Raw genomic sequence first — 25,186 nt, 5'->3', positions numbered from 1 at the left:
CACTGGGAACCTTTACTTCCTCTGACAGACTTTGTCATGTTTATTGAACAAAAGGAGGATTCAAATGACAAATCTGTTAACTATTATTGTTGTTCTACTTTTTGCTGCCCTTATTTATGGGTTCTACTTATTGCAAAAGCGTCACGTGAAGTTTTCAACGCGGGTCTTTGCGGCGTTGTTCGTCGGGATCGTTTTTGGTGGTGTGCTACAGCTGATTTTTGGGACAGGCTCTGACGTTGTCACGCAAGCTCTTGACTGGATCACGATGGTCGGTAGCGGCTATGTGGCCCTCTTGCAAATGCTGATCATGCCCTTGATCTTCGTTTCGATCGTTGGTGCTTTCACCAAGATGAAAGAAAGCGAAAAAATCAAGAAGATCAGTTTTACGGTTCTTGCGACTTTGCTAGGGACAACGGCGATCGCTGCCTTGATCGGGATCGTGATGGTCATGGTCTTTGGTCTTGACGGTGCCAGCTTTACCGAAGGAGCAACGGAAACAGCGCGGATCGCAGAATTAGCGGAACGTTCGACACAAGTCCAAGATCTATCGATCCCACAACAAATCGTTTCTTTCATCCCAAGTAATGTCTTCGCCGACTTTGCTGGTACTCGTTCGACAAGTACGATCGGGGTCGTGATTTTCTCAGCCTTTGTTGGGATTGCCTTTCTTGGTGTCAAACGCAAATCACCGAAAGAAGCGGAAACTTTTGCGAATTTGATGGACAGCTTATATAAAATCGTGATGCGTATCGTCACGTTAGTTTTGCGCCTGACACCTTATGGGGTTTTGGCATTGATGACTAACGTATTAGCTTCAAGTGATTTTGAAGCCATCTTGAACTTAGGGAAATTTATCATCGCTTCTTATGCCGCTTTGATTTTGGTCTTACTCGTTCATTCATTATTGCTGATCGCTGTACGGGTCAATCCAGTAACGTATTTCAAAAAGGCTTTTCCAGTCTTGAGCTTCGCCTTTACTTCTCGTTCAAGTGCCGGTGCCTTGCCATTGAACATCGAAACCCAAACCAAAGCGTTAGGTGTTGATGAAGCCACGGCTAACTTTGCAGGCAGCTTTGGGTTATCGATTGGTCAAAACGGCTGTGCGGGTGTTTATCCAGCGATGTTGGCAACGATCGTTGCACCAACGGTTGGGATCAATGTCTTTGATTGGCAGTTTATCCTGCTGCTAGTTGCAGTAGTTACGATCAGCTCATTCGGCGTTGCTGGTGTCGGCGGTGGCGCAACCTTTGCTTCATTGATCGTCTTAGGCTCAATGAACTTGCCGATCGCCATCGTAGGCTTAGTTATTTCTGTTGAACCATTGATCGATATGGCACGGACACTCGTTAATGTCAGCGACAGTATGGTTGCGGGAATGGTGACCAGCAGCCGTATCAACGAACTGGATCGTTCGATCTTAGATGATTCTGCCGCCGTGATCGAAGCCGAATAGAAACATTTTTTTACAAGCGAAAGCAAAGAAAGACTGCGTGTGGTCTTTCTTTTTTTTGTCCGTTAAAGCTCAGCTCATAGAAAAATCTAGGTTTCAGTGCCCTTAATAGCGAAGTTTCTGCTATACTTTTAACTAGAACATCGCGGGAGGGATAAGCAATGACACAATTGATTCAACTAGAACGAGCAGCAAACGTCAGAGAACTTGGCGGCTATCAAACGACAAACGGCACGACGATCAAACGAAAAAAATTGATCCGCAGTGCGGCGATCAATGAATTGACTGCTTCAGATCAAGCAGTACTGGCAAACTATGGGGTCAATCAGGTCATTGATTTTCGCTCCATCGCTGAAGCCAATGCACAGCCTGATCGACCGATCGCCACAGCAAAGCAGCTTTTTTTACCTATTTTCAAAGAAGACGAAACGATGGTTTCCTTGTCGCCAGAAAGCTTGAAGCAGCGCTTGGAAGATGGGGAAGATGCCGAAGAGCAGATGAAAAAAGTCTACCGTCACTTTGTTGAAAGCGACTATGCCCGCCAACAATATCGGCAGTTCTTTGATCATGTGATCGACAATGCGGAAGGCGAAGGAGCAACCTTGTTCCACTGTACCGCCGGCAAAGATCGCACAGGCTTTGGCGCCTTTTTATTGCTGCATGTGTTGGCGGTGGCACCAGCGACGATCAAAGAAGATTATTTAGCGACCAATCGCTATCTAGCCCCAATGCTAAAAGAAAAATTTGCCCCAATGACCCAGCATTTGCCGCAAGAGCTGTTAACGGCGATCACGGTTTTGATGAGTGCCAAAGAGAGTTTTCTTGAGGAAAGTTTGGCTGCAATCGATCAGCATTTCGGTTCGGTCGATCAGTATCTTCTGCAAGGACTAGGGGTGACGAAAGAGGAACAAGCGTACTTGACTGCCCAACTGACTGAGTAAAGAAAGGGAGATCCGTATGGAGGAAGCATTGTTCGCAGCAATCGGGATGACCGGCTCGCTAACGCCCATCAGTGGTGGGGATGTCAATCAAACGTATCGTTTCACGACAGCAGAAAATCGCTATTTTTTAAAGACCCATCCTCATGTTTCATCGATGTTCTTTCAAGCAGAAATCAACGGCTTAGCTGAATTAGCCCCTTTCGTGCGGGTGCCAAAAATCGAACGTCTCGGTCAGACCGAAGAGGGGGCGTTTTTATTGATGGAATGGATCGATAGTGGGGAAGGACAGCAGCGGCGCTTAGGCCAAAGCTTGGCTCGGCTTCATCAGCAGACGCAGGAGACTTTTGGTTTTTACGAAGACAATTACATCGGCTTTTTGCCGCAAGTCAATCCGAAAACCACCGATTGGCTTGATTTTTTCACAGTCTGCCGTTTGGATGTGCAAGTCGAATTAGCGAAGCTGGGTAATCACTGGCATGCCAAACGGGAAGCCGCTTATCTGCGTTTGAAAGAATTTTTGCATGAGAATTGGCGTGATCGCAGCGTCACACCTGCTTTATTACACGGTGATTTTTGGCGGGGGAATGTGCTGTTCGATCAACAAGGAGAACCAGTGTTTCTTGATGCGGCAGTCGCCTATGGGGATCGAGAGATGGATATTGCGATGTCCCAGCTTTTCGGCGGTTTTCGTCAGGAATTTTTGGAAGGCTATCAAGAAGTCTATCCATTAGATGAGAATTGGAAAGAGCGGCTGCCAGTGTATCAATTGTATTATTTATTGGTCCATTTGAATCAATTTGGCGAAAGTTATGGACCAACTGTCGATGAAATATTGAGTCGTTTTTAGGAGGCAATTAGAACTATGGCAGCAAAGTATCAAACCACGCATGAAGTGGCGTATTATGAATGTGATGTCAACCAAACGATGACGTTTCCAGCCATGCTAGGCATCGCCATCAAGACATCAGAAGAACAAAGTGCGACGTTAAACCGCGGACCGGAAGTCATCGCTAGTTATGGCTTGACCTGGATCATTACCAGCTATCACATAACGGTAACTCGTTTGCCGCGCGTAGGGGAGCAGATCCAAGTGGCGACCCAGGCGAGAGAATACAATAAGTTTTTCTGCTACCGTTACTTTTGGTTATTGGCAGAAGACGGAACGGAATTGGTCAAAATCGAAGCGGTTTTTGCGTTGATGGACCCGGAGACGCGCAAAGTCAGCAGTGTTCCGGATGAGATCGTGGTGCCTTTTGGCAGTGAAAAAATCAAGCGAATCAAACGCTATCCGAAGATCACCCCTATCACGCAAGGACAATTTTTGCCGTATCGGGTGCGTTTCTACGATATCGATAGCAATCAGCATGTCAACAACGCCATGTATTTCAATTGGCTGATGGACGTCTTAGGCTATGAGTTTTTAACAAAACATGAAGTGACACAAGTGACGATCCGCTTTGATCGGGAAGTTGCTTACGGCCATTTGATCGAAAGCCATTTTCAAATCAATGAAAAGACAGTCGATGAAGCCGGCGAGGCTGTGCCGCTGCAAACGATCCACGAGATCAAGATCGGTGAGGATACTTACTGCGAAGCCATCTTTACTTGGCGAGAAAAATAAAACAACCCTTTTGCCTCCGTTAACGGAATGGCAAAAGGGTTTTTGTTTGGTCAATTCTCCATGAAATCAGGAAGCTCATCCATGGTCAACCCACGGTTTTTCGCTATCAATAATTTGATGCGGGCTTTTTGGCTATTGATGCTATTGCAGAAAATCACCCCAAGAGCTTGCAATTCGATCCCGCCGCCTAAGTAGTCATAGACCGGCTCGGCAACTCCGTTGAAGCAGCGAGAAACTAAGACGACCGGAATGTTTCTAGCGATCAGTTTTTTCAAAGGCTCAATGGTTTGAGGCGGCAGATTGCCAGCGCCTAAAGCTTCGATCACTAGTCCATCGATCAGCGAGTCGGCTAAAGCATCGAACAATTCCCCGGTCATCCCAGCATAGGCTTTGACGATCGGAAACAGACCATCGACACGATCAACATCCAAATGGCGGTTATTTAACAGCTCTTGCATAAACAAGATTCGGTGCTTTGTGACTAAGCCGATCGGACCTAATGTCGGGGTGCGGAACGTCGCAATATTGGTGGTGTGGGTTTTCGTAACATAACGTGCGGAATGGATCTCATCGTTCATGACGACTAAGACACCTTTTCCTATGGCATCGGGGGACTTGGCGACCCGAATCGCACTTTCAAAGTTATAAAGCCCGTCACTGCCGATTTCATTACTTGAGCGCATGGCACCAGTCACCACGATCGGTAACTGACCGCCGATCGTGGTATCTAAAAAGAAGGCCGTTTCTTCCAGCGTATCGGTTCCGTGAGTGATCACGACCCCATCGACACCGCTTAAATGCGCCAGCTGGATACGTTCTTTCAGCTGCAGCATTTCTTTTGGCGTCATATGAGGACTGGGAATATTAAAAATGTCTTCGACGATCAATTCAACATCGTCATCAATGTGGATCGGTGCATCCATCAGCGGATTGCTGACATCGGGGCTGACGCCGCCTGTCAGGGTATCTTCTTTCATGGCGATGGTGCCGCCAGTGTGCAACACGAGAATTCGTTTCATTTTTTCATCACCTGCAATGATTTATTTACTCTTAACTCAAAACTATTGTATACTATTAAAATAAGAAAACAAGGAGCGATGGGAAAAAATGATTCGAATTGGTTGTACCACATTTAGTGAACATGGCAGTCTCGTGCAAAGAAAAAACTCGAAATTATTTGAGTATGCCCGTTATTTTCCGTTAGTTGAGCTGGATACCACCTATCATTTTTTGCCAAAAGAAAAAGACGTGCGCAATTGGTTGACCCAGATTCCCGAAAATTTCCGCTTTGTGTTGAAAGTCCATCAAAGTGTGACCACCCAAGGGGATTTGCCAGATCAGTTGACCATGACCGAAGCGCTGCAGCTTTATAAAGAAGCGATCGCGCCAATGGTAGAAGCGGGCAAACTGTTTTGCCTATTGGCGCAATTTCCCAACAGCTTTAAATGTACGAAAGAAAATGTCGCCTATTTAGATCAAGTGCGAGAATGGTTTGCGGGTTACCCAGTGGCGATTGAGCTGAGAGACAGCAGCTGGTATCAGCCGAAACTGTATCCGGGAATGATCGATTATATGAAGCGAAAACAGTTTTCCTTAGTAGTCGTTGATCAGCCGAAAAAGCTATCGACCACGATTCCCCTTGATCCAACCGTGACCAATCCTGCGTTTGTCCTGTGCCGTTTTCATGGACGCAACGACAGCGGCTGGACAGCGACGGGGCCAGATGCCAAAAATCTGCGGACCTTGTATCGCTATGACCAAGCCGAACTAACGGAGTTAAAACAAGCGATTCAAGCCATCGAAGCCAATGCCAAAGAAGTCGCAGTGGTCTTCAATAATAATGCCGGTCGTGACGCCGCTGACAATGCTCGCGCATTGATCGATGCGCTGCAGATCGATTACGAAGCATTAAATCCTAATCAGTTGAAATTATTTTGAGGAGTCATATGATAAAAGCAATCTTTTTTGATATTGATGGCACACTGATTGCCAGTAACGGCAAGGCGCTTGCCAGTACCCGTGAAGCCATCAAACAAGCCCAAGCCAATGGCGTCCTCTGCGGCATTGCCACCGGACGTGGTCCGGTTGATTTAGAGAAGGTGATCGATTACTTGTCGTTAGACATGTTTATCACCTATAACGGCCAATATGTTTACACGAAGGAAACCTTGATTTATGCCAAACCTTTTCCAAAACAAACGCTGGAAGCGATCGTAGAATACGCCGATGAAAATTATCGTCAAGTCATGTTTGGCGGAGAAACGCAAGTGGCTGGCAGCTTGACGATCCGTTTAAGCCAATCACCCGTCATGCAGCGCTATTTGCGCTATGTACCGAAAAAATTTCCCGTCGGCTTTTTAAAGAAAGTCTTGCAGCGCTTCAGTCCCAATCGCAACGCCAAACGTTATGAATCATTGGACATTTTACGAGAGCCAATCTATCAGTGCATTATGCTGAGCCCTGAATCAGAGCGCGAAAAATTACGCTCCAAGCTGCCGCAATGTGATTTTAAGCGATCCAATGCCTATTCTGTTGATATCGTGCCGAAAAACGGTTCGAAAATCAAAGGGATCAAAGAATTTTTGGCCTATGAAGGAATCGCGATGGAAGAAGCGATGGCCTTTGGGGATCATTTTAATGATGTGGAAATGTTAGAAGGTGTGGGGATCGGGGTTGCGATGGGCAATGCCCAGCCCATCACCAAAGCCAGTGCTGACTTTGTGACGGACACCAACGATCATGACGGCATCAAGAAAGCCTTGATCCATTTTGGGATCATTGCCGAGGATGCCCAAGCAAGGGATTGAATTAAAAAAAATAAACAAGGTGTAGCCAATCCATGAAGCAACGTAGGAGACAGCGCAGAACCATGAAACAGAACCATTAGAAAAAGCAGAAAGAAGCGAGAGAAATGAGTCCATTTGAAATGACGGAAGAGTTTCATAAAACCTTTGATCCAACACGACCGCCATATCCACAAGCTTTTTCAGCGGAAAAAGCCCAGTTTCGTGCTGGTTTTAAAATTGAAGAATTAGTTGAGTTCCTTTATGCTGCCAGCAACAATGACGAAGAGACCTTTCAAGCAGGGTTGACCCATTTGCATCAAGCAATTGATCAAGCCCAAGCCAAGCTGGCTTCCAAACAACAGCCTGTCAGTGATTCTCTAGTAGAACAAGTCGATGCGCTCTGTGATCTGCTGTATTTTACCTATGGCTCTTTTTCACTGGTAGGGGTCGATCCAGCGCCGATCCTGGCTATCGTTCATGACGCCAACATGGGGAAACTTTTCCCAGATGGGCAGCCCCATTATGATCCTGAGACCCACAAAGTCATGAAGCCTAGCGATTGGGAAGAACGGTTTGCTCCTGAACCGCGAATCAAGGCAGAAATCAAACGCCAATTGGCACAAAAACAAGCGCAAGCCCAAGAATCGTCAGAATAATAAAGAAACGTGCCAGTTGCCCGTTCCGATTGCTTATCAGCAAAAGGAGTGGTGCAACTGGCACGTTTGGTTTAATCAAAGAAAGTGTAGTAAAGGGTTCTGACAGCGGCTTTTTCTTGTTCTTTGTGGATGCCGAACATGATGCTGACCTCAGAGGACCCCTGGTTGATCATCTCTAAGTTGATATTTTTTCGCGCAAGGGCAGCGGTACTGTCGGCAGTGATCCCGACTCTTTGACGCATCCCTTCACCAACGACGACGACCATGGATAGATCGTGGGTCATTCGCAGTTCATCGGGATCGATCTCGTAGGCGATCTTGCGCAGCAGTTCTTCTTCCAATACTGGATTCAACTGGTTGGAGCGCATAATGATCGAGATATCATCGATTCCTGAAGGCATGTGTTCATAATTTAAATCAAATTCCCGGAAAATCTCTAAGACCCGTAACGTGAACCCAACTTCGCGGTTCATCAAGTATTTGCGGATATAGATCATACAAAAGCCTTCGTCACTGGCAACGCCGATCACCGGCTGATCCAAATTGTCTCTTTGGTTGGTGATCAAGGTGCCGGGATGACTTGGGTTATTGGTGTTTTTGATCACCACGGGAATTTTCGCATGGTATGAAGGCATCAACGCCTCATCGTGCAAAACAGTAAAGCCGGCATAAGACAGCTCCCGCATTTCTCGGTAAGTCACTTCTTTGATGGACTCTGGATGATGAACGTAGCCTGGATGAGCAGAAAAAATCCCATCGACATCGGTAAAGTTTTCGTACAATTCTACTTGCAGACCAGCCGCCACGATGGCACCAGAAATATCAGATCCCCCTCGAGAGAAGGTACAGATTTCGCCGGCTTCTGTGTAACCAAAGAAGCCAGGAATCACTAAGATTTCAGGACTATCGCGCCATTGTGCGATCTTAGCGTACGATTTGTTCAAGATACGGGCGTTTTGGGGTTCATCCGTCACCAGCAACCCAAGTTCTTGTGGATTCATGTAGCGAGCAGCTAATCCACGGCTTTGTAAAATCCCTGCGATCAATTTGGCATTGTTGTCTTCGCCGCTTGCCAAAACCGTATCATAAAGATGCGGATTGTCTTGAGTAGGCAGTGTTTGAAAAGCCGCCAATGATTGCCAGATGCGGTCTAAATGGACTTGTTCGATACCAAAGGGGGCGGCGATCGCTGTATAGCGGGCATAGATTTCTTCGATTAAATCAGTGATTTCTTCTTGGGCAGACAGACGGGTACAGACTGCTAGTAACAGATCGGTGACTTTCTGATCGTCGCTGGAACGCTTACCAGGCGCTGAAACAACAACAAACCGTCTTTTAGGATCACTTTCAATTATCGCAACAACTTTTTCGACTTGTTCGGCTGAGGCAAGGGAACTGCCTCCGAATTTCGCTACTTTCATTTGACATTACTCCTGTTCAAGCTTTTTACTAGAGTACAGTTTCAATAGGGAGAAATCAAGCGGTTTCTTGAAAAAAATCGGAAAAATCAGAAAAAAAGTCACTTGTTGATGTAAATTTCACGATTTGTTTTCATTATCGATGGAAAAGCCGTGAATGATTTTATTCGATGCGAAAAAAGTCGATCTTTTTTGCCTCAATCTAATGCTTGATTTTTTTCTTTATGCTATAATCTAGCGTAGATGCTTTTTTATAAAGGGACTGTCTGTCCTTTTTATACTCAATGAACTTATCAATCAATCTGCTGATCAGCAGATTTTAGACGAAACATGTATATTTGAAAATTGGAGGAACCACAAAATGGGAACTAATATCATCTTTGGAATTGTCATTGCCATCATCATCATCGCAGCGGTCTTGTATGCAATTGGCTTTTTCATGCGGAAGAAAAACCAAGAAAAGCTAAATGACTTGGAAAAACGCAAAGAAAATCTGTTTGACTTACCGGTGATCGAAGAAGTCGATGAAGTAAAAAGAATGCACTTGGTTGGTCAAAGTCAAAACACCTTCCGTGAGTGGAACCAACAATGGACAGATATCTCCACAAAATCTTTTGCTGAACTTGAGAGTCAAATCTTTGAAGTGGAAGAACTAAACGAACGCATCCGCTTTTTCAAAGCAAAAGGGGCGATCGTTCAAGCGGAAGCGACCATGGATGAGATGGAACGCCAAGTAGAAGAGATTCGCGCCGGCTTGAAAGAATTACGAGAAAGTGAAGAACGAAATTCACTGGAAGTCCAAAAAGCGTTGGACGTTTACGAAGACTTGAAGAAGAAGCTACGGGATCAAGGCGAAGAATTCGGTCCTGCTTACAATGAGCTGCAAAAACAAATCAAAAACATTGAAATTGAGTTCACCCAATTTGTTACCTTAAATACTTCAGGCGATCCTGTGGAAGCACGGGAAGTGTTAGACCAAGCAGAAAAACACACCTATGAAGTAGAAGACTTAATGAAACGGATCCCAGCGGCCTACGAAGAATTAAACCGTACCTTCCCAGATCAGTTGAAAGAAATCCAAGATGGCTACAAAAAATTATTAGAACAAAAATATGTGTTCCCAGAAGCAAACTTCCAAGAAGAAATCAACCGTGTGAAAAAACGAGTTGAAAACTCCATGAACGATCTAGCGAAAACAGAAGTCGCTTCCGTTGAAGTGGCAAGTCGTGATACTGCAAGTGATATCGATGCCTTGTATACGGTGATGGAACGTGAGATCAATGCCAAGAAATATGTCATGAAAAATCGCCAAATCATTGAAGACTATATTGACCACGCAACGAAGAACAACCGTCAGTTGTTGATCGAGTTGGATCATACGGCACAAAGCTATACATTGAATCATAATGAGTTAGGTCGCGTCCGTGGTTTCCAAACGGAAGTCGACGAATTGGCTCGTCGCAATAACGAGTACCTACCACAATTAGAAAAGCACGAAATTCCTTATTCAGAAGTGCAAAGCTTCTACAAAGATGCCTACAAGATTTTGGATGATGTGGAAAGCCAGCAAGTCGAAATCGATGATTCCCTTGCGGAATTACGTCGTGGCGAAAAAGTTGCACAAGAAAAAGTGGAAAGCTTCGAATTCCGTCTACGCAACTTGAAGCGGTTTGTTGAGAAGCAACGCTTACCTGGTTTGCCAGGTGAGTACTTAGAATTCTTCTTCGTGGCAACAGATCGGGTGGAAGAACTAGGCAAAGAATTGAACAAGATTCGCATCAACATGCAAGAAATCAATAAATTGGTTTCTGTCTGTGAAGAAGATCTTGATCTTTTAGATGAACAAACGAAAGACTTGGTGGATGCTGCGGCATTGACTGAGCAAATGATGCAATATGCCAACCGTTATCGTCATTCTCATCCAGATATCAAGGCAGCGATCGACAAATCACTTTACTTGTTCAGTAAAGAATATCGCTATCAAGATGCGCTAGATGAAATCGGCACAGCGTTGGAACGAGTAGAACCAGGTGCCTTCAAAAGGATCGAAAACTTCTACTTCAATAACCGCGACTTAGTATAATACGAAAGCCAGCAGTGAAAAACTGACTGGCTTTTTTCATGGAAAGAATGGCTCGCTGCATGATTAACGCTTACGAAGGAAGGGAAAGTTTCCTTTAAATAAAGCCAAAGCCAGCGAGTCACCTTGAAACTCAGCCCAAGAGCAGTTATAATGGGAAAGAATTTTTTTAGAGAAAGGGTCCTATCATTGATCTATTTTGACAACAGTGCAACAACCGCTATTTATCCACAAGCTTTAAATACATATGTCCAAGTCAGTCAGCGAATCATCGGCAATCCCTCAAGCCTGCATGATTTAGGAAATCAAGCCAATCGCCTGCTACAGCAATCACGTCAGCAGATCGCCGATCTGTTAAACGTTTCTTCCAAAGAGATCGCATTTACCAGTGGGGGGACCGAAGGAGACAACTGGGTCATCAAAGGGACTGCTTTAGCGAAAAAAGCCTATGGGAATCACCTGATTATTTCCAGTATTGAACACCCTGCCGTCAGTGAAACAGCGGCTCAATTAGCCGAATTAGGATTTGAGGTCAGTGTGGTCCCTGTTGATGCGCAAGGCTTTGTCAACGTGTCAGAATTAGCAAACATGATTCGCAAAGAAACGATTTTGGTTTCGGTGATGGCGGTCAATAATGAGGTAGGATCGATTCAACCGATCCATGAGATCGCAACCGTGTTGGCGGACTACCCAACGATCCATTTCCATGTAGATGCCGTCCAAGCCATCACAAAGGTCCCGCAAGAGCAATGGTTCAATGAGCGAGTCGATTTTGCCGTGTTCTCTGCACATAAATTTCACGGACCTCGTGGCGCCGGATTTATCTATTGGAAACAAGGTCGTAAGTTGGCGCCATTGATGACTGGCGGTGGGCAAGAGCAAAACCAGCGCAGCGGCACCGAAAATGTACCAGCAATCGTTGCCATGGCAAAAGCCCTGCGTTTAGCGACGGAACACAAGGCTGAAAAGCCGAACCATGTTCAATTATTAAAAGGCTATTTGCAAGAAGCACTGGCTGGCTATGAGAAAGTCACGCTTTTTTCTGGCACTGAAGGGTTTGCGCCACATATACTTTGTTTCTCATTAAAAGGGATCAGAGGAGAAGTCTTAGTCCATGCCTTTGAAGAAAAGCAGATCTATCTTTCGACGACGAGCGCTTGTTCCTCCCGTAAAAAGATGGCCAGCAGTACGCTTCATGCGATGCACGTTCCGGAACAGTTAGCGACATCCGCTGTTCGTATCAGTTTAGATGAGAGCAATACGATGGCAGAAGTCGAGCAGTTTCTAATCGTCTTCCACCAGTTGTACCAAAAATTTTCGAAAATCAATTAAGCACGACATAGCACTATAAAATCAATCCAAATCAAAGGAGTTTTCTCGTGAATTATTCAGAAATCATGGTTCGTTACGGCGAACTGTCAACAAAGGGCAAAAATCGTCGTAGTTTTATTATGCAATTAGCTTCAAACGTCAAACGTACCTTAGCCGATTATCCCCATGTCAAAGTTCATGCCGAGCGAGATCGCATGCACTTGCTATTGAACGGTGAAGACAGCCAAGAGATCATTCCTAAGCTGCAAAAAGTCTTTGGGATTCAAAACTTTTCCCCTAGTATTCGGGTTGAAAAAGACATTGAGGTATTAAAGAAAGCCGTTCAAGACGTTATGGCAGAGATCTACACCGGTGTTGAGACCTTCAAAATCACAGCTAAGCGCAGCGATCACTCGTTTGTGCAAGATAGCAACCAGTTGAATTTGACCTTAGGTAATGCGGTGATCGACCGTTTTCCTGATATCAAAGTCCAAATGAAAAAACCAGACATCAATCTGCGGGTGGAAATACGGATCGATGGCGCCTATCTGTCCTATGAAACGATCCAAGGAGCAGCCGGCTTACCCGTTGGCACCAGCGGTAAGGGAATGTTGATGCTTTCTGGTGGTATCGATTCGCCCGTTGCAGGCTACTTTGCCATGAAACGCGGTGTTGAGATCGAAGCAGTCCATTTTGCAAGTCCTCCTTATACGAGTGAACAAGCATTACAAAAAGCCAAAGATTTAACGAAGAAGCTTGCTCCTTATGTGGGAAGCATCCAATTTATCGAAGTTCCGTTTACGGAAATCCAAGAAGAAATCAAAAACCGTGTGCCGCAAGGCTATTGGATGACCATCACCCGTCGGATGATGCTGCGTTTGACAGATGCGATTCGTGAGGCTCGTCACGGTTTGATCATCTTAAACGGCGAATCATTAGGACAAGTCGCTTCACAAACTTTGCATAGCATGGTCGCCATCAATGAAGTAACCAATACGCCGATCGTGCGCCCAGTGGCAACGATGGATAAATTGGAGATCATTGAAGTTGCCGAAGCCATTGATACTTTTGAATTGTCGGTTCAACCATTTGAGGATTGCTGCACAATCTTTGCCCCCCCTCAACCAAAGACACGCCCAAGACTGGATAAAGTACATCAATATGAAGAGCGTCTCGATATCGAAGGGATGATGGAACGTGCGATGGCTGGGTTGAAACTACAAGTAATCACGGCAAATCAAGAAAAAATAGCAACCGAATTCGCTGAATTCTTATAATAAAGTTTCTTTTTTAAACTACGACCACAACTGTTAGGGAACATTTGTGGTCGTTTTTCATTGAGTGAGAGAGTTTGTGAATATTTTCTTGCTATTGAAAATGGAACATGCTACACTCAATATGTGAATCATTTAACAAGGAGGGTGGACAGGATGGAAGCACTAAGAGATAAAAAACTTCCAAAAGCAACGGCAAAACGTTTGCCAGCTTATTTACGACATTTAAAATTACTGGATGCCTCTGGTATTCAGCGAATCAAATCAAAAGAGTTTGCAGAAATCACGCAAGTTCCTTCAGCCACGATCCGCCGAGATTTTTCTCATTTAGGAGAATTAGGCAGAAGTGGGTATGGCTATGATGTTCCTTATTTGATTGAGGTTTTGAGCTATATTTTAGAAACCAATGAGGAGAAAAAAATTGCCTTGATTGGTTATGGAAATTTAGGAAAAGCGTTAGCTAACAACAATTTTCGCAGAAATGAAAATCTTTCCGTCATCGCGGTTTTTGACAATGATCCAGAAATAATTGGCCAGACCATTAGTGGACGTTATGTCTATGGAATGGACCAATTGGCGGGAGTCGTAGCAGAAAAAGGGATCACAGTAGCGATTTCGACCGTTCCTAGCCGTTATTCACAAATGGCGATCGATGCGATCGTGGATGCTGGGATCACAGCGATTTTAAATTTTGCCCCTGATCCCGTCATCGTGCCAAAAGACGTCAATATCCAATACATTGATTTGACGACAGAATTGCAAACATTGATTTTTTTTGATACGACCTACTCGCAAAAATCGAAAGTCTGAGCAAATCCTTTTCGTTTTTTGACAATCTTTCTTATACTGGGAGAAAATGCTATAGGAGAGATGTTATGCAAGTTACACGCAAAGAAACGGTTTATGAGATGCCCGGCAACCAACCAAAAGTAGGGGATAAAGCAGCTGATTTTCGCTTGAAAAGTTTAGAGAACAAGGAATATACACTGACTGATTTTTTAGGAAAACCAACGATCATCAGCGTTGTTCCCGATATCGTGACACGTGTCTGTGCGTTGCAGACCAAGCGTTTCAACCAAGAAGCAAGTCAATTGGATGATATAAATTTTGTAACGATCTCTAACAATACAAAAGAAGAACAAGCACAATGGTGCGGCCAAGAAGGCGTCGACATGATCATGTTTCATGATCCAGCGAATACCTTCGGTGAGGCCTATCAAATCATGATCCCAGACTTCGGTCATTTTGCCCGAGCAATTTTCGTTTTAGACCGTGAAGGCGTGATTCAACACGTTGAGATCGTGCCTGAGATCTCCCACGAACCGGATTATCAAGCAGCCATTGATGCGGCGAAAGCAAACCTCTGATTGACTTTCAAAAAAGTTCATTGTAGAATGTAGCAAGATGAAACAAGAATCTATGATAGCAAGACAATGTTCAAGAGGAGTATCAGTGACCCTGGCGGTCAGAGAGAAGTCGGTCGGTGCAAGACTTCCCCAGACACTGAAAAGGTAGCTTGAAGGTCTTTGATCCGAACCACGGTTTGTTTCTTGCAGACAAAGCCGCACAGTAAGATCAAGCGCGTCGTGAACGTTACCTCACGTCAAAGTGGCAGAGCAATCTGCAATTTAGGTGGTACCGCGTATCAGCGCCCTAATGCCTCGGCATTAGGGCGCTTTTTGCTGTGAATCACTGCGACTGGCCCACAAAGAGGGACAGAGCAGATGATGAACAGTACTAGGCGACCAAAGGGAGCGTAGTAACCATACTAGGAATCACTGCGACTGGCCCACAAAGTGGGGCAGAGCAGATGATGAACAGTACTAGGCGACCAAAGGGAGCGTAGTAACCATACTAGGAATCACTATGACTGGCCCACAAAGTGGGACAGAGCAGATGATGAACAGTACTAGGCGACCGTAGGGAGCGTAGTAACTATACTAGGAATCACTATGACTGGCCCACAAAGTGGGACAGAGCAGATGATGAACAGTACTAGGCGACCGTAGGGAGCGTAGTAACCATACTAGGAATCACTATGATTGGCCCACAAAGTGGACAGAGCAGATGATGAACAGTACGCGAAGTCACCAAAATTGGTTCACGAAGCGAGTTAGATTGGTTGCCAAAGGCCCTAAGACACAATAGAGGATCACGGAAGTGAGCCATGAACTCTGTAAGAAACGTACTTTTTACGAACAACAAACGAGGCGTCAACAAACAACGGATAATCATCTCTACCACTGCACTCATCCTGAACGATTCGAACATTTTCGTGCTTTACCCAGCAACAGGCACCAAAAAACCACACCAACCATTACGTTTAAAAAACGTAACTTTAGGAGGACCAACTATGACAGAAACTGAGAATCTATCCACCAAGTACAATCCCCAAGAAGTAGAAGCCGGGCGTTACCAAGATTGGTTAGAGCATGACCGTTTTAAACCAAGCGGCAACAAAGAAGCAAAACCTTATTCTATCGTGATTCCACCACCAAACGTAACAGGAAAATTGCACTTAGGTCATGCCTGGGATACCACGTTACAAGACATCATCATTCGTCAAAAACGGATGCAAGGGTATGACACCTTATGGCTGCCAGGAATGGACCATGCCGGGATCGCTACCCAAGCCAAAGTAGAAGAAAAGCTGCGGGAACAAGGAATTTCTCGCTATGACCTTGGTCGGGAAAAATTTGTTGAACAAGTATGGGATTGGAAAGAAGAATATGCCGGTCACATTCGGGAACAATGGGCGAAACTAGGGTTATCCCTAGACTATAGCCGTGAACGGTTCACATTAGATGATGGATTATCCGAAGCGGTTCGTAAAGTTTTCGTGACGCTATATGAAAAAGGCTTGATCTATCGTGGCGAGTACATCATCAACTGGGATCCACAAGCCCGCACGGCATTATCTGATATTGAAGTGATCCACAAAGACATCGAAGGTGCTTTTTACCACATGTCTTACGAATTAGCAGATGGCAGCGGTGTGGTGGAGATCGCAACGACTCGCCCAGAAACGATGTTGGGGGATACAGCAGTCGCGGTTCATCCAGAAGATGAACGCTATCAAGCATTGATTGGTAAGAAAGTGATCTTGCCTTTGGTCAATAAAGAGATCCCAATCATCGCTGATGAGTACGTGGACCAAGAATTTGGAACAGGGGTCGTAAAAATCACTCCTGCCCATGACCCGAATGACTTCGAGGTCGGTAACCGCCATGACCTACCACGGGTCAATGTCATGAATGATGACGGAACAATGAATGACTTAGCAGGTACCTATGCAGGCATGGATCGATTTGCTGCTCGCAAGCAAATCGTGAAAGATTTAGAAGCGTTAGGTCGTCTGATCAAAATCGAAAAAATGGTCCATAGCGTAGGTCACTCAGAACGGACAGGCGTAGTAGTCGAACCTCGTTTATCGACACAATGGTTCGTAAAAATGGAACCATTAGCAAAACAAGCCATCGACAACCAAGAAACCGACGATGCGGTGGACTTTTATCCGCCACGTTTCAACCAAACATTCTTACGTTGGATGGAAAATGTCCATGACTGGGTTATCTCTCGTCAGTTGTGGTGGGGCCATCAAATCCCAGCTTGGTACCACAAAGAAACGGGGGAAATGTATGTAGGACTTGAAGCGCCAGCAAATGCCGAAAATTGGCAGCAAGATCCAGACGTATTGGATACATGGTTTAGTTCTGCTTTATGGCCGTTTTCAACGATGGGGTGGCCAGATGAAAACAATGAAGATTTCCAACGCTACTTCCCAACGAATACATTAGTGACTGGCTATGACATTATCGCATTTTGGGTAAGCCGTATGATTTTCCAAAGCTTGGAATTTACTGGCAAACGACCATTTGAAAATGTCTTGATCCACGGATTGATCCGTGATGAACAAGGTCGCAAAATGAGTAAGTCTCTTGGAAACGGGATCGATCCGATGGAAGTCATTGAACAATACGGCGCTGATGCATTGCGTTGGTTCTTATCAAATGGCTCTGCACCGGGACAAGACGTGCGTTTCAGCTATGAGAAAATGGATGCTGCTTGGAACTTCATCAATAAAATTTGGAATGCTTCCCGTTTTGTCTTAATGAATGTCAGCGAAATGACTGCAGAAGACATTGATTTTTCTGGTGAAAAATCAGTGGCGGATCGTTGGATCTTGACGCGCTTGAATGAAACGATTGAAAAAGTCACTGACCTTTTTGAACGCTTCGAATTTGGTGAAGCAGGTCGTCAATTATACAACTTTATCTGGGATGATTTCTGTGACTGGTACATTGAAATGTCGAAAGAAACGTTATACGGTGACAATGAAGCAGCGAAACAAGTTAATAAGAGCATCTTAGTCCATGTTCTTGATCAAATTTTACGCTTGTTGCACCCAATCATGCCATTTGTTACAGAAGAAATCTGGAGCAAGCTGCCGCATACAGGGGAATCATTAGTCGTTGCTGAGTATCCACAAGTGGCTCCAGAATGGACGGATGAAAAAGCGGCGCAAGGGATGGAAGTGTTGAAAGAATTGATTCGTTCAGTTCGAAACATCCGAGCAGAAGTAAATACACCACTTTCGAAACCAATCACTTTGCTGATCCAAGCAAATGAGCCTGAGATCGAAGAATTCTTGATCGCTAACAAAAACTATATCGAACGCTTCTGTAATCCAGAAGAACTAGAAATCTCTAACAGCTTGCAAGCCCCTGAATTGGCGATGTCTGCCATCCTATCAGGTGCGACGATCTACTTGCCACTAGCTGGGTTGATCAACATTGAAGAAGAAATCGCGCGTTTGGAGAAAGAACTAGCGAAGTTCACCCAAGAAGTTCAACGGGTACAAGGCAAACTGGCGAATGAACGCTTCGTTGCCAATGCACCAGAGGAAGTCGTGGCACAAGAACGCAGCAAAGAAGCCGATTATCTTGAAAAACAAAAAGCCGTTCAAGAACGGATCGAACAATTACGCACAATCCAATAGGATGAGCACATCATACGCAAACAAGCATCTTTCGGAGATGCTTGTTTTTGCTTATTCAATAGAAACAGGGCGAACAATTTTCTCGTTTAAAGGAAAGAAATTGGGAAAGCCGTTCATTTTTTGTTAAAATAGGAGCGAGGTGAGCGAGATGACAAGCGAAGAAGCAACAGCGTGGATCCATTCGCGTTTGACATTTGGGCAAAGACCTGGATTGATGCGTGTCGAAGCATTATTAAAACGGATGGGTAATCCTGAAAAAAAGGTGACCATGATCCATATCGCCGGTACGAATGGCAAAGGATCGACCGTCAGTTATTTGCGCAGTCTTTTAGAAGAAGCTGGGCAGCAAGTGGGGACCTTTACTTCCCCACACATTGAAGCGTTCAATGAACGAATTGAAATCAACGGACAATTTATATCAGATGAGGACTTGGTCGCTTGGGTGGAAAAAATCCAGCCGCTGGTTGCTGAAATTGATCGCGATGAAACGTTGACGGGCATTACCCAGTTCGAGATCATTACCGCTATGGCATTAGGCTATTTTGAAGAAAAAAAGGTCGATGTTGCGATTATTGAAGTTGGCTTAGGGGGACTCTTAGATAGTACCAACGTTATTTCTCCTATTTTGACCGCGATCACGACGATCGGCATGGATCACATGGATGTCTTAGGGGATACCATTGAAGCGATCGCTGCCCATAAGGCAGGGATCATCAAGCCGCAAACACCCCTTGTTACTGGCAATATCGTTGAAAGTGCGCTTTCGGTGATCGATTTGAAAGCTACAGAAGCACAGGCACCCGCTTATCATGCAGGGCAAGAGTACCGTGTGACCTATCGTCGTCCCGATGAAGAATGGGGCGAATTATTTGATTTTGAAAATGAGCATGGCAAAATCAAAGGCTTGAAAACACCGATGTTAGGCCGCCATCAACCAGAAAATGCCGGTGTTGCGATCCAATTATACAGCCTGTATTGCGACCTGCGGCAACTGCCCTTTTCAGCCAAAGAGATTCGCAATGGCTTGCGAAAAGCCTATTGGCCCGCCCGGATGGAACGAATCAGTAGTGAGCCACTAGTGATTATCGATGGTGCCCATAACGTACACGCCATGGCTCGTTTAGTAGATACGATGAAAGAAGAGTTCAGCGAATATCGCATCCATGTACTGTTTTCAGCGCTTGAAACCAAAAACGTCAATGAGATGCTTCAGCAATTGCTATCGATTCCCCAAGCCGAGATTTATTTAACGACCTTCGATTTTCCCAAAGCACTGCATTTGGCAGACGGCTATCAGGAACTTGATGAAAAACGAATCTCAACCGTTTCTTTATGGCAGTTTGGCTTGGCAGAATTATTAGAAAAAATGACCAATGAAGATTTGCTGCTGGTGACAGGATCCTTGTATTTTGTTTCAGAAGTTCGTGAATTGTTGTTGGCAATAGGAGGAAGAAATGGCTAAGTTACGTGGTGTGATTTTCGATATGGACGGCTTGATTTTTGACACGGAGCTGCTTTATTACCAAGCGACTCAAATCGTGGCTGATCAAATGGGTATTCCCTATACAAAAGAGTTATACCTAGCCTATGTAGGTGTTTCGGATGAAGAAGTCTGGGCAGCTTATCATGAGAGATTCGATGAAGCCTTTGGTCATCAGATGATTGAAGAATTTATTCAAGCGGCTTTTCAGCAAACGTTGGAAATGTTCCAACGGGGCGAGGCTGAATTGAAGCCGGGGATCCACGAGTTATTGCATTATCTTGATGAGAAAAAGATTCCCCGAGTGTTGGCGTCTAGTAACCAGCGCAAAGTGATCGACACCTTGCTGGAAGCAGCAGACTTAACGGCGGAATTTCCTAAGATCGTCTGCTTTGATGATGTCACACGGGCAAAACCAGATCCTGAGATTTTTGAAAAAGCTCATGCATTACTGGCGGTACCAAAAGAAGAATTGGTGATCCTTGAGGATTCGGCTAACGGTATTCATGCTGCTCATGGGGCAGGGATCTCAGTCATTATGATTCCCGATTTGATCGCGCCGACGACCATCATTGAAGAAAAAGTCTTGAAAGTCTTGCCTTCACTAGAGGATGTCCCAGATTTTCTAGAAACGGCTTTTTCGATTTAACTGTGATTTTTTGCGCATCTTATTCATGAAATACTCTCTCCTTTGCGTATCTTTTATTAGACCGACGCAAAGGAGTTTTTTTATGATCAATGAAACAGAGATTCCCCAAAGCTCGTTTCCACGAGAGCGCTTAGTGCAATATGGGGTTGATGCCCTTTCGAACCAAGAACTGTTGGCAATTTTGTTGCGGACTGGCTCACGGCCCCTAAATGTCTTGGAATTAGCGGCTAGTGTCTTGAATCGTTTTGAAGAATTGTATGAATTAAAAGAAGCGACAATCGATGAATTACAAGAAATTCGCGGCGTCGGACAAATCAAAGCCATCGAGATCAAAGCGATGATTGAATTAGGTGTGCGGATCCAGCGGTCTGTTCAACCAAAGTACGGCAAGATCAACTCCAGTATGGCGATCGCTCATCAGCTGATCCAAGAATTAAAAGACTTTCGTCAGGAGCACTTGCTAGGGATTTATTTGAATACCAAAAATGAGATCATTCAAAAAAAGACGATCTTCATCGGATCGTTGAATCAGTCGATCGCTCACCCACGGGAGATTTTTCATTGGGCGGTACGCTACAGTGCCGCACGAGTGATCGTCGTTCACAACCACCCAAGTGGAAGTCCTCAAGCCTCAGAGGCAGATCTGCTGTTTACACGCCGCTTGATCAAGTGCGGAGACTTGATGGGGATCGAACTACTGGATCATTTAATTATTGGCGACAATGCCTATGTTAGTTTGCGAGAAGAAGGCCTCTGGCATCAAGAGATTTGCTGACACAACGGCTAATTTGCGAACATTATTAAAAATAAAGGTGAATTGTCTAATCGTCTGTCTTGCAAAAAAATACGGGCAAGTGTAAAATATTATTGTAATTTTGTTTGCTGAATAGATGTTGAAACGCACGTTAGGCCTCTATCGCACAAAGGCAATGTTACACATAATTAAGTGCTTATGCACGAGGAGGTTTTTTTATAATGGAACAAGGTACAGTAAAATGGTTCAATGCTGAAAAAGGGTTTGGTTTTATCTCTCGCGAAGACGGTACAGACGTATTTGTACACTTTTCAGCGATCCAAGGTGAAGGATTCAAAACTTTAGAAGAAGGTCAAGCAGTAACTTTCGACGTGGAAGATTCTGATCGTGGACCTCAAGCAGTTAACGTAAACAAAGCGTAAGCTTTCAAACAAACTGCCAGTAAGAGCACTTTGAAATCAAAAACCCAAAAGACCATCGAATCGATGGTCTTTTTTTTGCTTTTTGCAACGGAAAGGAAAAAGGGCTCTATAATTTATGGGACTGATGAATCAGAATTGATTCTTCAGTCCCATTTTCATTTTAGGTATTAAAAAACATATCGTTCTCTAGTATGATTAAATCACCACAAAATAAACAACTGAGAGGACGATATGCTATATGAATGATTCTATCAAAAAAATGCTGAGAATAATAGAGAAAGATTTGATGATTACAGAGGTCTCTTACGAGACCCTTCAGAAGAAAAAGACGTTGGTCGTCGATGCTGTTCTCTCGCCTGCTCCTCGTGCTTGTAGAAGTTGTGGTTCTACTGTGGTAGATGGAAACGGGAAAGCAATTATAGTGAAAAATGGGAAGAAGGAAACGATTGTCCGTTTTGAACAATACAATCATATGCCTTTGGTTATGCGCCTAAAAAAGCAGCGCTATACCTGTAAAAACTGCCGAACCCATTGGACTGCTCAAAGTTATTTTGTCCACCCCAGACATTCAATCGCAAATCATGTTAGATATAAAATTGCTTCTTTACTGACTGAAAAAGTATCTTTATCTTTTATTGCGAAAAGCTGTCAGGTATCTTTGACCACCGTTATTCGTACATTGAAAGAGTTTAAAAGCTATTTGCCAAAGCAATCTAAGAAGATTCTCCCCAGAGTATTGATGGTTGATGAATTTCGTTCGCATGCTTCCATAGAAGATAAAATGAGCTTTATTTGCGCAGATGGCGAAACAGGAAAATTAATTGATGTTTTGCCTACGCGTAAATTACCTCGATTAACAAGCTATTTCTTAGGTTGTACCAATCCAGAAGAAGTAGAATTCTTGGTGACAGACATGAACGCCGCCTACTTCCAGCTCACCAAACGTGTTCTGCCAAATGCGAAAGTAGTGATTGATCGGTTTCATATTGTCAAACACATGAATCAAGCGTTCAATGAGTTGCGTATCCGTGAAATGAATGAACTTCGTAAAGCCGGACAGAAAAGCCAGGCAGAAAAACTGAAAAAGAACTGGCGCTTTTTGCTAAAAAATCGTGCAAACATCAACCATTATGAATACAAAACATGGAAAAGTTTCCGAGCACCAAAATACCCATTTCTTACTGAAGCAATGATGATTAATCGATTGCTTGAGTTTTCTATGCCCCTGAAGGAGGCGTATCCCTTTTTTCATGAATTAGTTGAAGCCTTTCGAGACAAAGACCCTGACTTGTTTTTCTCCTTATTGACAGAACTTCCCGAAACGTTAGATGACAGCTTTCGGGAGAAGCTTCAAAACCTTCTGACCTATGAAGAAGGCATCACCAACGCAATGATCTATCCTTATTCCAATGGAAAAATAGAAGCGAAGAATACCCACATAAAGACAATGAAACGAGTATCCTACGGATTTAAATCATTCGAGAACATGAGAATTAGAATCTTTTTGATCAATCAATTAATCAAAGTAAGATAACAAAAAATCTGAGCCAGAATGTGGTTCATTCTGACCCAGATTTGATTTTGCACAACTCATCAGTCCTTATTGACAAAGAGCCGGAAAAAGGGGAGTTCCCAGTAACCTGAGAACTCCCCTTGCATGTGAAACTATAAATCATCCGGTGTCATGATCATTGAAAGGATCATTGGATGCCGCTCGGTTTTTTCAAATAGGAATGGCTGTAAAGCCGATGACATCGCTTCTCTTAATTTGTGCTCTGTTGGGTCTGGTTGGTTCAAGACTTCTCGCAACGCACGGAAGAGAATTTGTTGGGCTTCGTTGATCATCTCGCCGGATTCCCGCATATAAACAAACCCACGAGAAAGGATATCTGGTCCAGCAAGAACTTCTTTCTTCGCCACATCGACTGTCGCTACCGCTAAGACGAGGCCTTCTTCTGAAAGAATACGACGATCTCGTAAGACGACATTCCCGATATCACCGATACCGCTGCCGTCGACATAAACATCATTGGCATTGAAATGACCAGCCAAGCGAGCGGTATCCGCTGTTAAGGCCAACATGTCACCATTTTCCATAATGAAACAATTTTCTTTTGGTACACCGACATCTTGTGCCAGCTGAGTGTGGATGTTGAGCATCCGAAATTCCCCATGGACAGGCATGAAGAATTTTGGCTTCATTAGACGCAACATCAGTTTTTGTTCTTCTTGGCCACCATGACCAGAAGTATGGATGTTGTTCAATTTGCCATGGATCACGTTTGCGCCAGCTTCCAACAGCAAGTTGATCAGCTGATTGACACTCGTGGTATTTCCTGGAATCGGTGAGCTTGAGAAAATCACGGTATCATCTGGGTGAATTTGGATTTGACGGTGAGTCCCGTTGGCAATCCGACTCAAAGCAGCCATCGGCTCTCCTTGAGAACCCGTACAAAGGATCATCGTTTCATTTGCAGGCAAACGATTGATCTCATGAGATTCCACAAATGTACCATCTGGCACCTTGATATAGCCAAGGCGCTGTCCGTTGACGATTGCATTTTCCATACTGCGTCCAAAAACGGCGATTTTACGTCCAGTCGCAACCGCCGCATCTGCAGCTTGTTGGAGACGGAAAATGTTGGAGGCAAAGCTGGCAAAAATGATCCGACCATCGATTTTTTCAAAAATCTTTTGGATCGAGCTGCCGATCGTTTTTTCTGATTTGGTAAAGGTCGGAATCTCTGCATTGGTACTATCGGAAAGGAGGCAAAGGACGCCTTCTTCACCAATTTTTGCCATTTTGTGCAAGTTTGCTGGTTCGCCCACAGGCGTAAAGTCAAACTTGAAATCGCCAGTTGCGACGATATTGCCAGAAGGCGTTTTGACAACGACACCTAAAGCATCAGGGATACTGTGGGTCGTTCGGAAGAAGCTGATGGACGTTTTACGGAAACGAATCACCGTATCTTCATTGATTTCGTGTAATTCCGCGTCCCGCAATAAGCCATGCTCATCTAATTTGTTGGTGATCAAAGCAAGTGCCAAGGGTCCCGCATAGATTGGGATATTGGCTTCCCGCAACAAGTAAGGGATTCCGCCAATATGGTCTTCGTGACCATGAGTAACGATCAAGCCTTTGACTTTCGGTAAATTTTGAACGATGTAGCTATAATCGGAAATGACATAGTCGATCCCAAGCAGTTCATCTTCGGGGAATTTGATTCCCGCGTCAATTAAGATGATCTCATCTTGGAATTGAACCCCATAACAGTTTTTTCCGATTTCGCCAAGTCCACCGACGCCGAATACGCCGGTCTCATTATTTTTCAGCGAAACTTTCAT

21 protein-coding genes and 1 other annotated feature are annotated in these 25,186 nt (G+C 44.4%); of the genes, 18 read left to right on the top strand and 3 right to left on the bottom strand.

Translation table 11 applies throughout. From position 1 onward, the window contains the following. The first annotated feature begins 64 nt into the window (after positions 1–64). The 4 genes from IGI89_RS01885 to IGI89_RS01870 all read left to right on the top strand — a co-directional run bounded on the left by IGI89_RS01885 (position 65) and on the right by IGI89_RS01870 (position 4,012). Complete coding sequence (locus IGI89_RS01885; protein WP_010747447.1) at positions 65–1,453, top strand: L-cystine transporter; 1,389 nt, start codon at positions 65–67, stop codon at positions 1,451–1,453. A 158-nt stretch (positions 1,454–1,611) separates the two neighbouring features. Continuing rightward, positions 1,612–2,391 carry a tyrosine-protein phosphatase gene (locus tag IGI89_RS01880; protein WP_005237536.1) on the top strand — a complete coding sequence of 260 codons (780 nt, stop codon included), beginning with the start codon at positions 1,612–1,614 and terminating at the stop codon, positions 2,389–2,391. Positions 2,392–2,407: 16 nt separating this feature from the next. Then, positions 2,408–3,238, top strand: a complete 831-nt coding sequence (locus IGI89_RS01875; protein WP_194188748.1) for a fructosamine kinase family protein — start codon at positions 2,408–2,410, stop codon at positions 3,236–3,238. A 15-nt stretch (positions 3,239–3,253) separates the two neighbouring features. Continuing rightward, positions 3,254–4,012: an acyl-ACP thioesterase domain-containing protein gene (locus tag IGI89_RS01870; RefSeq protein ID WP_413135396.1), complete on the top strand. Its 759-nt coding sequence runs from the start codon at positions 3,254–3,256 to the stop codon at positions 4,010–4,012. A gap of 50 nt (positions 4,013–4,062) precedes the next feature. On the opposite strand, the gene IGI89_RS01865 is transcribed toward IGI89_RS01870, so the two are convergent. Beyond that, complete coding sequence (locus IGI89_RS01865) at positions 4,063–5,031, bottom strand: asparaginase (protein ID WP_005237533.1); 969 nt, start codon at positions 5,029–5,031, stop codon at positions 4,063–4,065. Between the two features lie 88 nt (positions 5,032–5,119). Between IGI89_RS01865 and IGI89_RS01860 the strand changes: the two genes are divergently transcribed. The 3 genes from IGI89_RS01860 to IGI89_RS01850 all read left to right on the top strand — a co-directional run bounded on the left by IGI89_RS01860 (position 5,120) and on the right by IGI89_RS01850 (position 7,454). Beyond that, positions 5,120–5,950, top strand: a complete 831-nt coding sequence (locus tag IGI89_RS01860; RefSeq protein WP_008377017.1) for a DUF72 domain-containing protein — start codon at positions 5,120–5,122, stop codon at positions 5,948–5,950. An 8-nt stretch (positions 5,951–5,958) separates the two neighbouring features. Next, complete coding sequence (locus tag IGI89_RS01855; RefSeq protein WP_016611697.1) at positions 5,959–6,819, top strand: Cof-type HAD-IIB family hydrolase; 861 nt, start codon at positions 5,959–5,961, stop codon at positions 6,817–6,819. Between the two features lie 104 nt (positions 6,820–6,923). Beyond that, positions 6,924–7,454, top strand: a complete 531-nt coding sequence (locus tag IGI89_RS01850) for an HAD family hydrolase (protein WP_438735225.1) — start codon at positions 6,924–6,926, stop codon at positions 7,452–7,454. Positions 7,455–7,525: 71 nt separating this feature from the next. Here IGI89_RS01850 and IGI89_RS01845 read toward each other — a convergent pair whose 3' ends face one another. Next, positions 7,526–8,875 carry an aspartate kinase gene (locus IGI89_RS01845; RefSeq protein WP_016611695.1) on the bottom strand — a complete coding sequence of 450 codons (1,350 nt, stop codon included), beginning with the start codon at positions 8,873–8,875 and terminating at the stop codon, positions 7,526–7,528. A gap of 358 nt (positions 8,876–9,233) precedes the next feature. Between IGI89_RS01845 and ezrA the strand changes: the two genes are divergently transcribed. The 11 genes from ezrA (at position 9,234) to IGI89_RS01790 (ending at position 23,375) form a co-directional block, all read left to right on the top strand. Continuing rightward, positions 9,234–10,955 carry a septation ring formation regulator EzrA gene (gene ezrA, locus IGI89_RS01840; RefSeq protein ID WP_016611694.1) on the top strand — a complete coding sequence of 574 codons (1,722 nt, stop codon included), beginning with the start codon at positions 9,234–9,236 and terminating at the stop codon, positions 10,953–10,955. Between the two features lie 186 nt (positions 10,956–11,141). Beyond that, the gene (locus IGI89_RS01835) at positions 11,142–12,284 is read left to right on the top strand and encodes a cysteine desulfurase family protein (protein WP_034872411.1); all 1,143 of its coding nucleotides are present in this window, start codon (positions 11,142–11,144) and stop codon (positions 12,282–12,284) included. A gap of 47 nt (positions 12,285–12,331) precedes the next feature. Further along, positions 12,332–13,540 (top strand): tRNA uracil 4-sulfurtransferase ThiI, encoded by a 1,209-nt coding sequence (gene thiI, locus IGI89_RS01830; RefSeq protein ID WP_438735223.1) that lies wholly within the window; start codon positions 12,332–12,334, stop codon positions 13,538–13,540. Positions 13,541–13,693: 153 nt separating this feature from the next. Then, positions 13,694–14,347 carry a redox-sensing transcriptional repressor Rex gene (locus IGI89_RS01825; protein ID WP_061053798.1) on the top strand — a complete coding sequence of 218 codons (654 nt, stop codon included), beginning with the start codon at positions 13,694–13,696 and terminating at the stop codon, positions 14,345–14,347. A 65-nt stretch (positions 14,348–14,412) separates the two neighbouring features. Next, complete coding sequence (gene tpx, locus IGI89_RS01820; RefSeq protein WP_438735221.1) at positions 14,413–14,904, top strand: thiol peroxidase; 492 nt, start codon at positions 14,413–14,415, stop codon at positions 14,902–14,904. 57 nt (positions 14,905–14,961) lie between these two features. After that, positions 14,962–15,196 (top strand) — a binding site (T-box leader). A 694-nt stretch (positions 15,197–15,890) separates the two neighbouring features. After that, a complete protein-coding gene (locus tag IGI89_RS01815; RefSeq protein ID WP_142437649.1) occupies positions 15,891–18,536 on the top strand; it encodes a valine--tRNA ligase in 2,646 nt (881 codons plus the stop codon). A 148-nt stretch (positions 18,537–18,684) separates the two neighbouring features. Then, a complete protein-coding gene (locus IGI89_RS01810; protein WP_016611928.1) occupies positions 18,685–19,998 on the top strand; it encodes a bifunctional folylpolyglutamate synthase/dihydrofolate synthase in 1,314 nt (437 codons plus the stop codon). Beyond that, a complete protein-coding gene (locus tag IGI89_RS01805; RefSeq protein WP_016611929.1) occupies positions 19,991–20,665 on the top strand; it encodes an HAD family hydrolase in 675 nt (224 codons plus the stop codon). Before IGI89_RS01810 ends, IGI89_RS01805 begins: the two co-directional genes overlap by 8 nt. A gap of 82 nt (positions 20,666–20,747) precedes the next feature. Beyond that, positions 20,748–21,440 carry a RadC family protein gene (radC, locus tag IGI89_RS01800; RefSeq protein WP_008377042.1) on the top strand — a complete coding sequence of 231 codons (693 nt, stop codon included), beginning with the start codon at positions 20,748–20,750 and terminating at the stop codon, positions 21,438–21,440. Between the two features lie 200 nt (positions 21,441–21,640). Continuing rightward, on the top strand, positions 21,641–21,841 hold the full coding sequence (locus IGI89_RS01795) for a cold-shock protein (RefSeq protein WP_005225155.1): 201 nt from the start codon (positions 21,641–21,643) through the stop codon (positions 21,839–21,841). A 238-nt stretch (positions 21,842–22,079) separates the two neighbouring features. Then, complete coding sequence (locus IGI89_RS01790; RefSeq protein ID WP_438735216.1) at positions 22,080–23,375, top strand: ISL3-like element ISEfa11 family transposase; 1,296 nt, start codon at positions 22,080–22,082, stop codon at positions 23,373–23,375. 131 nt (positions 23,376–23,506) lie between these two features. Here the strand turns inward: IGI89_RS01790 and rnjA are convergent, their stop codons facing one another. Next, complete coding sequence (gene rnjA, locus IGI89_RS01785; RefSeq protein ID WP_005225156.1) at positions 23,507–25,186, bottom strand: ribonuclease J1; 1,680 nt, start codon at positions 25,184–25,186, stop codon at positions 23,507–23,509.

The sequence above is a fragment of the Enterococcus sp. AZ141 genome (assembly GCF_051714385.1).
In the GTDB taxonomy this organism is placed as follows: domain Bacteria; phylum Bacillota; class Bacilli; order Lactobacillales; family Enterococcaceae; genus Enterococcus_D; species Enterococcus_D entomosocium.
This window is presented reverse-complemented; position numbering and strand designations above follow the sequence as displayed.